This is a genomic window from Neorhizobium huautlense, from assembly GCF_002968575.1.
In the GTDB taxonomy this organism is placed as follows: Bacteria; Pseudomonadota; Alphaproteobacteria; order Rhizobiales; family Rhizobiaceae; genus Neorhizobium; species Neorhizobium huautlense.
Window position 1 is genome coordinate 204424 of sequence record NZ_PVBM01000001.1, and the last position, 13566, is coordinate 217989.

General features: G+C 62.3%; 11 protein-coding genes. 9 read left to right on the forward strand and 2 right to left on the reverse strand.

Annotation, left to right across the window (positions count from 1 at the left end):
* Positions 1 to 113 precede the first annotated feature (113 nt).
* From C5L12_RS00920 to C5L12_RS00945, 6 genes are read left to right on the forward strand one after another with little or no spacing between them, the layout of a single operon-like run.
* Positions 114 to 1724 (forward strand): ABC transporter substrate-binding protein, encoded by a 1611-nt coding sequence (locus tag C5L12_RS00920; protein WP_105370351.1) that lies wholly within the window; start codon positions 114 to 116, stop codon positions 1722 to 1724.
* Between the two features lie 43 nt (positions 1725 to 1767).
* Positions 1768 to 2757: an ABC transporter permease gene (locus C5L12_RS00925; protein ID WP_105370129.1), complete on the forward strand. Its 990-nt coding sequence runs from the start codon at positions 1768 to 1770 to the stop codon at positions 2755 to 2757.
* Positions 2754 to 3578 (forward strand): ABC transporter permease, encoded by an 825-nt coding sequence (locus C5L12_RS00930; RefSeq protein ID WP_105370130.1) that lies wholly within the window; start codon positions 2754 to 2756, stop codon positions 3576 to 3578. Before C5L12_RS00925 ends, C5L12_RS00930 begins: the two co-directional genes overlap by 4 nt.
* The gene (locus tag C5L12_RS00935) at positions 3575 to 4357 is read left to right on the forward strand and encodes an ABC transporter ATP-binding protein (RefSeq protein ID WP_105370131.1); all 783 of its coding nucleotides are present in this window, start codon (positions 3575 to 3577) and stop codon (positions 4355 to 4357) included. Before C5L12_RS00930 ends, C5L12_RS00935 begins: the two co-directional genes overlap by 4 nt.
* A complete protein-coding gene (locus C5L12_RS00940; protein WP_105370132.1) occupies positions 4357 to 5151 on the forward strand; it encodes an ATP-binding cassette domain-containing protein in 795 nt (264 codons plus the stop codon). The genes C5L12_RS00935 and C5L12_RS00940 overlap by 1 nt, the downstream gene beginning before the upstream one ends.
* Positions 5141 to 6232 carry a pyridoxal-phosphate-dependent aminotransferase family protein gene (locus C5L12_RS00945; protein ID WP_105370133.1) on the forward strand — a complete coding sequence of 364 codons (1092 nt, stop codon included), beginning with the start codon at positions 5141 to 5143 and terminating at the stop codon, positions 6230 to 6232. Before C5L12_RS00940 ends, C5L12_RS00945 begins: the two co-directional genes overlap by 11 nt.
* 40 nt (positions 6233 to 6272) lie before the next feature.
* On the opposite strand, the gene C5L12_RS00950 is transcribed toward C5L12_RS00945, so the two are convergent.
* The gene (locus tag C5L12_RS00950; RefSeq protein ID WP_105370134.1) at positions 6273 to 7829 is read right to left on the reverse strand and encodes a VOC family protein; all 1557 of its coding nucleotides are present in this window, start codon (positions 7827 to 7829) and stop codon (positions 6273 to 6275) included.
* Between the two features lie 16 nt (positions 7830 to 7845).
* Entirely contained in the window at positions 7846 to 8844 is a 999-nt protein-coding gene (locus C5L12_RS00955; protein ID WP_105370135.1) for a TRAP transporter substrate-binding protein, read from the reverse strand.
* 287 nt (positions 8845 to 9131) lie between these two features.
* Between C5L12_RS00955 and C5L12_RS00960 the strand changes: the two genes are divergently transcribed.
* The 3 genes from C5L12_RS00960 (at position 9132) to C5L12_RS00970 (ending at position 13539) form a co-directional block, all read left to right on the forward strand.
* Positions 9132 to 10985: an ABC transporter ATP-binding protein gene (locus tag C5L12_RS00960; protein WP_205839295.1), complete on the forward strand. Its 1854-nt coding sequence runs from the start codon at positions 9132 to 9134 to the stop codon at positions 10983 to 10985.
* A gap of 24 nt (positions 10986 to 11009) precedes the next feature.
* Positions 11010 to 12908, forward strand: a complete 1899-nt coding sequence (locus C5L12_RS00965) for an ABC transporter ATP-binding protein (protein ID WP_105370136.1) — start codon at positions 11010 to 11012, stop codon at positions 12906 to 12908.
* Positions 12909 to 13089: 181 nt separating this feature from the next.
* Positions 13090 to 13539, forward strand: a complete 450-nt coding sequence (locus C5L12_RS00970) for a DUF411 domain-containing protein (protein WP_105370137.1) — start codon at positions 13090 to 13092, stop codon at positions 13537 to 13539.
* Positions 13540 to 13566 lie beyond the last annotated feature (27 nt).

The following is a 13566-nucleotide window of genomic DNA, read 5'->3' on the forward strand; positions in this document are numbered from 1 at the left end:
TCAACATCCGGCGAGAATTTGTTCCCGAATGCGCGGGGGAAGAAATTCCTGTCTGTGCGGGAAGAAAATTCGCTGCCAATATGCTGCCGAAAGACCGCACCGAGGAGACAAGCATGACGATCGCCAACCTATCCCGACGCACTTTTTTGCAGGCAGGCGCTGGCTTGCTCGCCTCGACCGCCTTGCCGACGCTGGCGCGCGCTCAAGATGCACCCTCGGGCGGCCGGCTGATCGTCGCGGCGGATTCGGAACCGAAGAACCTCAATCCCGCGATCGTCGCCTCGAACGGCGTCTTCTTCATCGCGAGCAAGGTGATCGAGCCGCTGGCGGAGGCCTCTTTCGAGGGCAAGGACGGGCTTTCGCCGCGCCTTGCGACCTCATGGGAAGGATCGGCGGACGGGAAATCGGTGACGTTCAGGCTGCGCGAAGGCGTAAAATGGCACGACGGCAAGCCGTTCACCTCCGCCGATGTCGCCTATTCGGCGCTCAACATCTGGAAGCCGCTGCAAAATCTCGGCCGCCTCGTCTTCGCCAATCTCGAAGCGGTCGACACGCCGGATGCGGCGACCGCCGTCTTCCGCTTCTCCAAGCCGACGCCCTTCCAGTTGATCCGCAATGCCCTGCCGGTGGTCAGCAGCGTCGTACCGAAGCACCTCTACGAAGGCACCGACATCGCCACTAATCCTGCCAATGTAAAGCTCGTCGGCACCGGCCCGTTCAAGTTCACGGAATACAAGCCGGGGGAATATTATCGCCTGACGAGGAATGCCGACTACTGGAACAAAGGCGAACCGAAGCTGGACGAGGTGATCTTCCGCGTTCTGCCGGATCGCGCCGGCGCAGGCGCGGCGCTGGAAGCGGAAGAGATCCAGCTCGCCGCCTTCTCGGCCATACCGCTCACCGATCTCGCCCGCATTTCCAAGGTGCCGGACATCAAGGTCATCTCCAAGGGCTACGAAGCACTGACTTACCAGCTTGTGCTGGAGATCAATCACCGCCGCAAGGAACTCGCCGATCTCAAGGTGCGCCAGGCAATCGCGCATGCCATCGACAAAAAGTTTGTCGTCGACACCATCTTCCTCGGCTATGCGGCTGCCTCGACCGGGCCAGTGCCGAAGAACGCCCCGGAATTCTACGACGCCAGCGTGCCGGCCTATGATTTCGACGTCGCCAAGGCCAATGCCCTGCTTGACGAAGCCGGTTATCCGAAAGGCGCCGACGGCAACCGCTTCTCGCTCAAGCTGCGCCCGGCTCCCTATTTCAACGAGACCAAACAGTTCGGCGCCTATCTTCGCCAGGCGCTTGCCGCAATCGGCATCGATGCGCAACTCGTCAATGCGGATTCCGCTGCTCACCAGAAAGCGGTCTACACGGACCACGATTTCGATCTCGCAGTCGCTCCGCCGGTTTTCCGCGGCGATCCGGCGATTTCCACGACGATCCTCGTGAAGTCGGGTACCCCGGCCGGCGTCCCCTTCTCAAATCAGGGTGGCTACGAGAACAAGGAGCTGGACGATATCATCGCCAAGGCAGCGGAGACGGTCGACACCAAGGCCCGCACGGACCTTTACAAGCAGTTTCAAAAACTGGTCGCCGCCGACCTACCGCTGATCAATGTCGCAGAATGGGGTTTCATCACAGTCGCTCGTGACAGCGTGCTCAACGTCTCCAACAATCCGCGCTGGGCAGTCTCCAGCTGGGCGGATACGGCGCTGCAATCGTGATAGGTTCGGATTTCAAAAAACGAGTCCAAAGGCCTTCCGCAGCGTGAACCGTGCCCTTCGATTGATCAGGCGTCGCGCGATCAGCAGCATTCCGGTGCTGCTGATCGTCATCCTTTTGACTTTCCTACTGCTCGAATCCGCCTCCGGCGACGCCGTGGACGCCTATCTGCTGTCTATCGGCGGCGGGGATGCGACAGTGGCGCAATCGCTGCGCCAGGCCTATGGCCTCGACCAGTCCGTGTTCGCGCGCCTCTGGCTTTACGTCTCCTCGCTGGCGCGGTTTGATCTCGGCTGGTCGGTGGCCTTCGATCGGCCGGTCCTCGACCTCATCTTTGAACGCCTGCCGAACACGCTGCTCCTGATGGGAAGCGCCACCGCGCTTTCCTTCGGGCTCGGCTCGGCCCTCGGCATCGTCGCCGGCGCGAGGCCGGAAAGTGCCGGCGACAGAGTGCTTTCCACCGTTTCCCTGATTCTCTACGCGATCCCGAGCTTCTGGCTCGGCCTGGTGCTCAGCATCGTCTTTGCCGTTCAGCTTCGCTGGCTGCCGACTTCCGGGATCGAAACGATCGCCTCCGGCAAGACCGGCCTCACCCGCGCCGCCGATATCGCGTCCCATCTCGTGCTGCCGGTCGGGGCATTGGCGCTAATCTATACGGCGCTTTTCCTGCGGGTGATGCGTGCCGGGATGGCCGATGTCTGGGCGCTGGATTTCGTGCTCTTCGCCCGCTCCAAGGGTCTGTCCCGCAGCCGCATCGTGCTGCGCCACGTTGCCCGCAACGCGCTCCTGCCGCTCGTCACCATGCTCGGCCTTCAGTCGGCAGCCATGCTCGGCGGCAGCGTCGTCATCGAGAGCATTTTTGCGGTACCCGGCTTCGGCAGGCTGGCTCAGGAAGCGGTGAGCGGTCGCGATGCGCCGCTTCTGATGGGTATCATCCTTGTCAGCGCAGTGCTGGTCATCTGCATCAACCTCGTGATCGACCTCCTTTACGCCGCACTCGATCCACGCGTCGGCGCCTCGGAGCCGGCAGCATGAGGCGGATTCGAAATCTCATGAAAACGCCGGAAGGTATGGCCGGGTTTGGCATTTTGGCCACGCTGATACTCGTCGCGCTGTTCGCACCGGTGCTGTCGCCCGGTGATCCTCTGCGCATTGCAGGCGACCCGTTGCTGGCGCCCTTCGTCGATCCCGCCTTCCCGCTCGGCACGGATCGACTCGGCCGGGATGTACTCGCCGGCATCATACATGGAACCCGCACCTCGCTTGCGGTCGGCATTGCGGCGGCCATTGCTGCCATTGCCATCGGCCTCTGTGTCGGGCTGGCGGCCGGCTTTGCCGGCGGGCTCGTCGAAGAGGCGCTGATGCGGGTCATCGACGCCTTCCAGATCGTGCCGAGCTTCCTCCTGGCGCTTGCCTTCGTCAGCGTCATCGGCGCCTCCGTTCCAGTCGTGGTGCTGGCAATCGCTTTGGGCGCATGGGCCGACCCGGCCCGGCTGACCAGGGCGCAGGTGCTTTCGATCCGGGAAAGAGACTACGTCGCCGCCGCCAGGGTGATCGGCATGCATCCGGTTGAGATCGCCTGGAAGGAAATCCTGCCGAATGCGCTACCGCCGGTACTGGCGCTGTCGGCGATTATCGTCGCTGCCGCCATTCTCACGGAGGCCGCACTCTCCTTTCTGGGCTTGGGTGACCCCAATATCGTCACCTGGGGTTCGATGATTGCCGAAGGCCGCAATGTCCTGCGCTCCTCGCCGTCGCTGTCGATCTTTCCGGGCATCGCTCTGGTGGTGACGGTTATCGGCGTCTATCTGCTCAGTGAGGGCTTCGGGAAAACGCTCGCCGGGAGCGAAGCATGAGTGCGCTTTGCGAAATCAGAGAGCTCGAGGTCGCCTATCGAGGCAATTCCGTGCCCGCGCTGACGAATATCGATCTCGATATCCACGCCGGCGAGCGGCTGGCAATCATCGGCGAAAGCGGGTCCGGCAAGAGTACGCTTGCGCGAACAATTGCAAGGCTTCTGCCGGCTGGCGCGAGGGTGCGCGGAGAGATGCGCTGGTCGCTCGGCCAAGCGCCTCTTCCCGGCCGCGATATGGGATTCGTGTTCCAGGACCCTGCCGCGAGCCTCAATCCGGTGCTGACAGTCGGCGAACAGGTAGCCGAAGGCGCTCGCCTTCATCTCGGGCTGACACGGAGGACCGCCTATGAGCGGGCCCTCGACATGCTGGAACGGGTCCGGATTCCCGATCCGGCAAAAGTGTTGAAGGCTTTCCCGCATCAGCTTTCCGGTGGACAAAGGCAGCGGGTGGCGATCGCGGCCGCTCTCGCGGCCGGGCCCGGCATTCTGATCGCGGACGAAGCAACCAGCGCGCTCGACATGATCGTCCAGGCCGAAATCGTCTCGCTCCTCGACGAATTGGTTCGCGAAGCCGGGATGACGCTGATCTTCATCACCCACGACATCGCGCTTGCGTCTGGCTTTGCAGACCGGGTGGCAATCTTTAGGGACGGCGGATTGGTCGAGGCCGGACCAACCGGGGCCATCCTCACCTCGCCGAAGGATGTCTATACCAGGGCGCTGCTTGCCAGCCATCGGGATCTCTCCACACCCCCTCTCATCAGTGAGGCGGCGTCCTGATGTTGCTCGATATCGCAAACCTCTCGAAACGCTTCTCCTCCGGCGGCCGCGACGTGGCGGCGCTGAACGATGTTTCGCTGACGCTCCCCCCCGGAGAGACGCTTGGTCTCGTCGGTGCGTCGGGAAGCGGAAAATCGACGCTCGCCCGCATTCTCCTGCGGCTGACGTCCGCCGATGCAGGCAGTATCCGGTTTGAAGGGAAGGACTGGCTGGCGCTTTCGGGCGCTGAACTGCGCCGCCGTCGCGCAAAAATGCAGATGGTGTTTCAGGACGTGCTCGGCGCCTTCAATCCCCGCGCCACCGTCGCCTCGGTCCTGGGCGACCCGCTGCGGATCCACGATATCGTCCCGAAGGTGGAGAGGCCGAGGGAGATAGCGACCCTGCTCGAACGGGTCGGACTGCCGGCAAGTTACGCTAGCCGCTCGATCCGTGAGGTTTCAGGCGGTCAGCGGCAGCGGATCGCGATAGCCAGAGCGATTGCCACGCGGCCATCCCTGATCGTGCTTGACGAGGCCGTCTCGGCGCTCGATGTCTCCATCCGCGGAAAGATCCTCGAACTCCTGGTCGAACTGCAGCAGGAGCGCGGCATCGCCTGCCTCTTCGTCTCGCACGACCTGGCGGTGCTGAGGGCCGTCTCCCACCGCATCGCAGTCATGGAAGCCGGCCGACTGGTGGAAATCGCCTCCGCTCGCCAGGTGATCGAAAATCCGCAATCGTCCGCCGCGCGGGCGCTGATCGCCGCCGTGCCGCGTCTCGTCACCGGAATGCCAGAGAGACCCCATCATGACGTTTGAATCGTGGAATCCGCTCAACGATCCGCCCGCATTTCCCGCGGCGCGCTATGGCGCCGTCGCCGATCGATTGAAGAACATCCTGAAGACACGGATGGATGTGCTGCTCATCCAGGGGGAAGCCGTCGTGGCGCTGGAGGCGGCGGCTGCCAGCGTCGCGCGGCCCGGCATGAAGGTCCTCAACATCGTTACGAGCCTTTACGGCGCCTGGATCGGCAACTGGCTGAGACGTGCCGGTGCCGAGGTGATCGAACTCAGGGCCGAACCGGCGCGCCCCATCGATGCGGCGGCCGTCGAAGCGAACCTCAAGGTTCATCCGGACATTGCGATCCTGTCACTCGTCCATGCGGAATCGGCGAGCGGCATCCGCAATCCGCTCGAGGAGATCATGCTGCTTGCGCGTGCCCGCGGTATAGTGACGATCATCGATGCGGTCGCTTCCGTCGGCGGCCATGCCTTGAACGTCGATGAGCTCGGCATCGACGTCGCCGTGATCGGCGCTCAGAAATCGCTGGCTGGCCCGGCCGGCATTTCCGCCCTGTCGGTCAGCCCCGCCGCCTGGAAACTGATTTCTCAAGAAGACGGGCCAAGGGATTCTATTCTTTCGCTTCTTGACCAGAGGGTCTGGCTCGAAACCGGCCGAGGCCAGCTGCCCGGCACGGCCGCGCCGCTGGAATTCTTCGCGCTCGAGGCGGCGCTGGATCGGGTAGAGGCAGAGGGCCTGGAGCAGATGATCGCCCGGCATGTCCGGGCTGCCCGGGCAACTCGAGCAGCACTGGCCGCCATGGGGGCCGAGCTGTGGGTCCCTCCCGCCGGACGTTCCAATCTGGTCACCACGGCCAGGCTGCCTGCCGGTGCCGATACCTCAGCCTTGCTGGCTGTCGCGCCCCGCGTCATGGAGCTCTCTGCCGGAGTCGGCCCTGGCGCCGAACGGCTCATCCGGCTGAACCATACCGGCCGCCGCGCCCGCTTCGACAGCGTGCTCGGCAATGTCACGGCCTTCGGCATGGGCCTGAGGCGCCTCGGCTTCAAGGCGGATATCGCCGCAGCCGTCGACGCGGTCTCCCTCCACTACGGCGACTGACCGGGCCGACATCTCGTAAGGCACGCGGCCGGACGAAAATTTACATCCCGGCGTAGCTCAGCCAGTTGCGAGCGATCGTCTCGTCCTCCCGCCCGATCCCGTGGTTGGCATCGAGTTTCATCGCGGTGACCTCCGCACCGGCAGTCCGCAGCCGCTCCTCCAGTTCCTCCGCGAGAGATCCGTAGAAATCGTCCGTGGCGCTCAATGAAAGAACCTTGCTGCCGGAAAGAACAACGGACGGTTTCTCTTCGAGGCAGTTCATCGAACGCAGCAGCACCGCCTTGCGGATCAGTTTCGGATGAAGCTGCATGACCGCGCCGATCATGTTGCCGCCGTTCGACCAGCCCGCAAAAGCCGTACGGTCGGGATCAACGCCATAGGCCGGCCCCAGTTCCTGCACGAAGGCCGCGAAAGCTTCCGCCTCGGATACGATCTCCCTCTGGTCGAACGTCGTTTGGCTAAAGCGGCGGAAGTAACGGGGATGTCCCTCGTCGGTCGACCGTCCCCGGATCCCGATCAGCATCGCATTCGGCGCAGCGCTGCGACCAAAGGGAAGCATTGTCGTCTCGTTGCCGCCCGTTCCATGCATCACGACCAGTGTGGAACCGTCCCACGTTTCGGGCATGTGGATACGATGCACGAAAGGCAGGTCGCGATAGATGATGCGCTCCTCTCCCGGCAGGCCGAATTGCGGCAGCATGACCCGCAGCACCTCATGGTCCTCCTTGAAATGCGCCGGAATGAAAAGGCGGCTACCGAGCGTTTCCAGCGGCTCGTCGGCCGTAAATCCCGGGCCGTCCGTCGCCAGTTCGATCAGCGTTCCGGCAGGCTCACGCACATAGAGCGAATAGAAATAATGGCGGTCGTGCATGTTCATCTCGCCGCTGCTTTCCGCTTCCAGCGCCGAATACACCGCCTCCACCCGTGCCCGGTCAGGCGCCCGGAAGGCGATATGATCGATCGTTCCTGTGCCCGGAGCCGCGGTCCAGAAGCCGCCCGCATCGCGGACATCGACGATGTCCTGCGCCTCCGAGGTGAGCCGCTGGATAGTGCCCTCCTTCGGTCCAGGCGTAAGTCCCATGTGACGCGCCAGGAAATCCGCCGTCGCCGCCCGCTTTTCCGATAGGATTGTCACGCCGCGCAGTCTGCGGATCGCGTCAGCCTCGGCAATTCCGCCGCCGGCCCACCAGATCCAGGGCGCGGCTTCCTCGACCCCAACCAGTTTCACGATAATGCCGTCAGGATCCGTCAGCCGCAGAACCGGTTCGCCAAACTCCTGTGTGGGGCCGCTGAGCTTGACATTGTACTGCAGTGCCCGCGTCAGCCAGAAACCAATCGCGTCCGGCGCGATCGAAAAGCTGATTTCGCTCGGCGCGCCATGGCCCACTCGACCGAGCGATCCGTCCTCCCAGGCAAGAAACGTCACCAATGAGCCGGGAGATGCGCCGCTGTCACCGTAGAAGAGGTGAAGCTGACGCGCATCCTCGAAACCCGCCGTCCGCTTTACGAGCCTCAGACCGAGGAAACCCACGTAGAAATCGACATTGGCCTGGATCTTCCGGGTTATCGCCGTGACGTGATGAAGGCCGCTGGTCATGCGTATTCTCCCGCCCTCAGGCCGCCTGGATGGTCTTGATACGGTCGATCCCGCCGACAGTGGCCGCAAACTCCTGCCAAACCCCTTGCGCTCCCTTTTGCCATTCGTCGAGCGCCTCCGGCTTTAAGACCTTGCCGCCGTTCCCCAACGCCTGCTGCACCGACCTGGCTTCGTCTTCGACGATAAGGCGGTCGAAATAACCCGCCGCCTCCTGCGAAGCATCGCGAAAAACCGTCTTCTGCTCGTCCGTCAGCCGGTTCCAGAAGTTCGCTGCGTAGAAAACCACCCCCGAGGCCCAGATATGGCCCGTCTCGGTCATATAGGGCACGACCTCGTAGAGCTTGAATCCGGCATAGGCGGACTTGGTGAGATCCATGGCATCCGCCACGCCGGTCGACAGGGCATTGTAAGTTTCGGTGATCGGGATGCCCACGGGCGTGGTGCCGAAGGCGCTCCAGAGCTTGGTGTGCAGCGGGCTTTGGATGACCCGGATCTTCTTGCTCTTGAGCTGATCGGGGCGCGTTACAGGCTCCTTGGTCAGCAGGTGCCTGGCACCGTAATTTATGAAATCTCCGACGAAGAAACCCTGCGCAGCAAGCTTCTCTTTCAGGTTGCCGCCGATCTCTCCATCCACGGTCCGGCGCACATGGTCGCGATCACGGTAGAGGAAGGGAAGATCGAGGATCTGCAATTCCGGCACCCATCCGGAGAGCGAGGAAACTGTCGAGAGGCTTGCCTGCACCGAACCCAGTCGGGCGCCCTCGGCAACTTCCTTCTCGCCTCCAAGTGCGCCGTTCTTGACCACATTGAACCTGAACTGGCCGGGAAGCCTTGCCTCCACCAGTTCGCCGATCTTCACCCAGATCTTGGTCTCGGGCTTGTCGTCGCCCAGAAGCGAGGCGACCGTGATTGCAGTCGCGCGAGCGTTGGCGGTGCGGACATAGGCCGGAGCGGCGAGCGCCAACCCGGTGGCAACCGAAGTCTTCAGAAAGCGGCGGCGGTCCAATTTGTTCATATCCGGATCCTCGGGTTTAAAAACGACGGCACCGGCGGATTGAATTGCTTGGCTCAGCCGACCCGACCTTTTCACCCATGATATCCGTTTCTTCAAGTTCTCAGATGAGCACCTTTCCAACCATTCACTCGGAAAATGCCGGATCGTCCCATCGAGGTACCTGCATTTTGTCAATTATGTTGACTGGCAATTACGGTTGTGCACGCTAGGTCATCTAGCGAGTCTCATCTCATAGTGGTCTTTCCGGATATTTTAACCGGCCCAGTGATTCATTTTGGAATAAAACCGTGAGCAGCGAAGCAAACCTTCGCGTCGCGAAGCCGTCGGCTTCGTTGGCGTTCGTGAATGCGACAGGCTGGGGCAAGGGCCTCTCGATCCTCACCCGCATCACCGTCATGGCCTTCCGCCATCCCTGGCAATCAAGTCTCGCGATCGGCGCGACCCTGATCGCCTCGACGTTTCAGCTGATGATCCCGCAGTTGCTTGGCCAGGCGGTGGATCACACGCAGGTCGTGCTCACCGGCGGTGATGCCGGCCGCGCGGCTCAGGATGCACTCCTGACCACGGCACTGCTTCTGCTCGGCGCGAGCGTGCTGCGCGGCATCTTCACGCTCGTCCAGAACTACTACAGCGAATCCGTCGGCCACCACATGGGCTACCGACTGAGGCTCGCGTGCTACGAAAAGATCCAGCGCCTGTCCTTCAGCTTCCACGACAGCATGCATTCCGGAGACCTGATCACCGTCGGGCTTCTCGACCTCGAAGGCGTCCGCATGTATTTCTCGACGGCACTGGTGCGCATGGTGCTTCTCACCATGCTGATCGGCATCGGTGCCTACCTGTTGCTCTCCACCGATGTCGTCCTCGGTCTGCTCGCCTTGAGCTTCGTTCCCTTCGTCGGCTGGCGGTCGTCCGTGACCCAGCTCAGGCTGCGCGCCACCTGGCTGGAACTACAGGAGCGGCTGTCGGTGCTGACGCGCGTCATGGAGGAAAACCTCGGCGGCATTCGCGTCGTCCGGGCATTCGCCGCGCAGAAACATGAACTCGACAAGTTCGAGACAGCCTCGCAGAGCGCCGTGACGCTGGCGCATCAACGCGTCGGCATTCGGGTCGCAAACACCAGCGCCATGACCTTCTCGTTCTTCCTCGCCATGGTGCTCGTTCTCTGGCTCGGCGGAGCCAAGGTGATGGCCGGCGAGATGACGGTCGGCACGCTCACCTCGTTCCTGACCTTCATGACGATCATGCAGATGCCGGTGCGCCAGCTCGGCCTGATGGTCAATGCCTTTGCCCGTGCTTCTACCTGCGGGGCGCGGCTCTTCGAGCTGCTCGATCTCGATATTGCGATCAAGGACGAAAAGGACGCCAAGGACCTTGCCGTTTCTCAAGGCACGCTGCGCTTCGAACACGTCGATTTCGCTTATCCCGGCGCAGAAGAGCATAAAGTGCTGACGGACATCTCCTTCGAAGCAAAACGTGGAGAAACGATCGGCATCGTCGGACCTCCCGGCAGCGGCAAGTCCACCCTGGCCCATCTGATCCCGCGCTTCTATGACGTGACAGCCGGACGCATCACCATCGATGGGCAGGATATCCGCAGCGTGACGTTGCAGTCCCTGCGCCGCAAGGCTGTTGTGGTCCAGCAGGACTCCTTCCTGTTTACCACCACCATCGAAAACAACATCGCCTATGGCGATCCGTGGGCAAAGGAAGGCCGCATCGAGCGTGCCAGCGAAAGTGCCCAGCTCCATAATTATGTGCTCGGCCTTCCCAGCGGATATGACACCGTCGTCGGTGAACGCGGCGTCTCTCTTTCCGGCGGCCAGCGCCAGCGCCTGTCGATCGCCCGCACCCTGATGCTGCGTCCCGCCGTGATGGTCCTGGACGATTCGACCGCGGCGATCGATGCCGGCACCGAACAGCGCATCCGCAGCGCCATGCGCAGATACGCCGCCGATCGCGTGACGATCATCGTCGCGCATCGTCTGAGTTCGCTGATGCATGCCGACCGGATCCTCTTCATGGAGGAAGGCCGGATCGTCGAAAGCGGCACGCACGAGGAACTTCTCGCATTGGGCGGCCGCTACAAGGCGCTTTACGATCTGCAGATTCGCCCCGACGACGACGTGCTGACCGCTTGATGACGGCCTGAAGAGGAGCCTGTAATGGCCGATGAACTGGAAACCGAACGCGCCGACGTGCGCGACGACGGCAGGCGCCCACCCCGGGCGGTCGTCGGCTCACACCGGATCGAAGAGGAAATCTTCGGCAAGGTCTTCGACGGCGATATCGTCAAGCGGATATGGGCCTTCGTGCGCCCCTATCGGGTGAAAATCTACTGGGCGGTTGTCGCCGTCCTGATCTTCACCGCCATGCAGTTGGTGATCCCGCTGATCATCCGTTACGCGATCGACAACGGCATGCAGTCCGGCAGCGCCGATCACCGCGTGCTCATCGGGGCCATCGGTGCCTTTCTCGTGGCGATCGTCATCAATTTCGGCGCGAGCTATGCACAGGAAATGCTGGTCGGAAATGCCGCAGAGGACGTTCTCTTCGACATCCGCAAGGCGATGTTCAGCCATCTCCAACGCGTTTCTCTTTCGTGGATGGACAAGACCGAAGTCGGCCGGCTGATGTCGCGGCTGCAGGGCGACGTCAATTCCATGCAGGAATTTCTGGAAACCTCGGTGCTGTCGGTGGGCGATATCGCCCTGCTCTTTGGCATCGTTTTCGTGATGCTCTACCTTGATTTCAAACTGGGCCTGCTGACGCTTTCCGCTTTGCCCGTCCTTTTTGTCGTCCGCATCTTCTGGCTGCCGAGGGCACGCAAGTCCTTCATGGCCGCGCACGAGACCAATTCCATCGCGAATGGCGCCCTTGCCGAAGCAATCCATGGCGTTCGCGCCATCCAGAGCATGGACCGCGAACGGGTCAACTTCATGCTCTACGACGAAAAGGCGCGGGCGAACCTCAGGACCCATCTGACGGCCGCCAAATACGCCCAGGTCATGGTGCCGATCGTCGATACGCTCACCGGCCTCGCCATGGCGCTGGTCATCGTCGTGGGAGGCGCCCGCGTCCTCAACCAGGCGCTGGATGTCGGTGTGATGATCGCCTTCCTGTTCTACATCCAGCGCTTCTTCGACCCGATCCGTTCACTGACGCTGCAATATTCCGTGATGCAGCGCGCCATGGCCTCGGGCCAGAGGCTGACCGAAGTGCTGGACGTGCCGGTCGACATCAAGGACGCGCCAAATGCCAAAGTCCTCTCGCCGGATATGGATGGTTCGGTCGAATTCCGTGACGTTGTCTTCGGCTACAATCCGAAACATCCGGTGCTGAAACATGTGAGTTTCAAGGTCAACCCGGGAGAAACGGTGGCTCTTGTTGGGCCGACAGGCTCAGGCAAATCGAGCTGCATGTCGCTCATTCATCGTTTCTACGATGTCCAGCAGGGCCAGGTCCTGGTCGGCGGCCACGACGTCCGGCAGCTGACCCAGGATTCGCTCGGTCGGCAGATCGCCATGGTGCTGCAGGAACCCTTCCTGTTCACCGGAACCGTCTTCGACAACATCCGCTACCACAAGACCGACGCGACCCGGGAACAGGTGATCGAGGCGGCCAAGGCCGTGGGCGCCCATGACTTCATCATGCGCATGCCGGGCGGCTACGATGCCGAACTCGGCCAGCGCGGCGGCAACCTTTCGCTCGGCCAGCGGCAATTGATCAGTTTTGCCCGCGCGCTTGTGGCCGATGCCAAGATCCTGGTGCTCGACGAGGCGACCGCCAACATCGACAGCTATACGGAAATGCTGATCCAGAAGGCGCTGGTGAAACTGCTCGAAGGCCGCACCGGCCTGGTCATTGCCCACCGTCTCGCCACCATCCGCGAGGCAGATCGCATCATCGTGCTGCAGAACGGCGAGCTGATCGAAAGCGGCAACCACGCGGATCTGATGCGCAACCGCAAGCTCTATGCCAAGCTCTACAATCTCAACTACGCGTCCTTCGATGATATCCCCGAGGAGATAATAGAAGACGCGGTGACGGAATCGGCGACCTGATGCGCCGGGACGTTCAGTCCGAGTTGCGAGACGAAACGCGACATTTTCGCCGTGCCGTTCTGCTCCTTCCGACTTATGATATTATGAGTCAGATCAGAACGTGAAGCTCCGGCCTCCCGGCAGATGTGAAACGTCAACGCGAGCGCTCTCCCGATGCGGCCGAGTTGAGATGGAGAAAGAAATGAGACGTAGGCAATTCATCTGCATGGCAGCGTCCGCGGCATTCCTGCCACGCGCAGCAGCAGCTGAAGGCACGGCGCTGGTTGTGCACAAGGACCCGTACTGCGGCTGCTGCGGTGCTTGGGCATCGGCCTACGAGGCAGCAGGCTTCGTGGTGACTATCCGCAACGAAGACGACATGGATATGGTCAAGGCACAACTGAAGGTGCCGAACGAGGTTCATGGCTGCCACACTGCCATCGTCGACGGCTATTACCTGGAAGGCCACGTGCCCCTTGAGGCGGCGGAAAGGCTCCTGAAGGAGCGACCGCCGATCGCTGGGCTGGCGGTCGCGGGCATGCCCAAGGGGTCGCTGGGAATGGGAACAGATCCCAACGCCTCTTATGACGTGATGGCCGTACCACGCGACGGATCGAAGCCCGTCGTCTATCTGGCGGTGCGCCCTTCCTGATGCTTTGTCGTCGCGGCCGTGCGGGAT

What these genes read in the sequence shown, in the direction of transcription:
- C5L12_RS00920 (WP_105370351.1), top strand. Translation starts at nt 114, where the DNA reads ATGACGATCGCCAACCTATCCCGACGCACTTTTTTGCAGGCAGGCGCT.
- C5L12_RS00930 (WP_105370130.1), top strand. Translation starts at nt 2,754, where the DNA reads ATGAGGCGGATTCGAAATCTCATGAAAACGCCGGAAGGTATGGCCGGG.
- C5L12_RS00935 (WP_105370131.1), top strand. Translation starts at nt 3,575, where the DNA reads ATGAGTGCGCTTTGCGAAATCAGAGAGCTCGAGGTCGCCTATCGAGGC.
- C5L12_RS00940 (WP_105370132.1), top strand. Translation starts at nt 4,357, where the DNA reads ATGTTGCTCGATATCGCAAACCTCTCGAAACGCTTCTCCTCCGGCGGC.
- C5L12_RS00945 (WP_105370133.1), top strand. Translation starts at nt 5,141, where the DNA reads ATGACGTTTGAATCGTGGAATCCGCTCAACGATCCGCCCGCATTTCCC.
- C5L12_RS00950 (WP_105370134.1), bottom strand. Translation starts at nt 7,829, where the DNA reads ATGACCAGCGGCCTTCATCACGTCACGGCGATAACCCGGAAGATCCAG.
- C5L12_RS00955 (WP_105370135.1), bottom strand. Translation starts at nt 8,844, where the DNA reads ATGAACAAATTGGACCGCCGCCGCTTTCTGAAGACTTCGGTTGCCACC.
- C5L12_RS00965 (WP_105370136.1), top strand. Translation starts at nt 11,010, where the DNA reads ATGGCCGATGAACTGGAAACCGAACGCGCCGACGTGCGCGACGACGGC.
- C5L12_RS00970 (WP_105370137.1), top strand. Translation starts at nt 13,090, where the DNA reads ATGAGACGTAGGCAATTCATCTGCATGGCAGCGTCCGCGGCATTCCTG.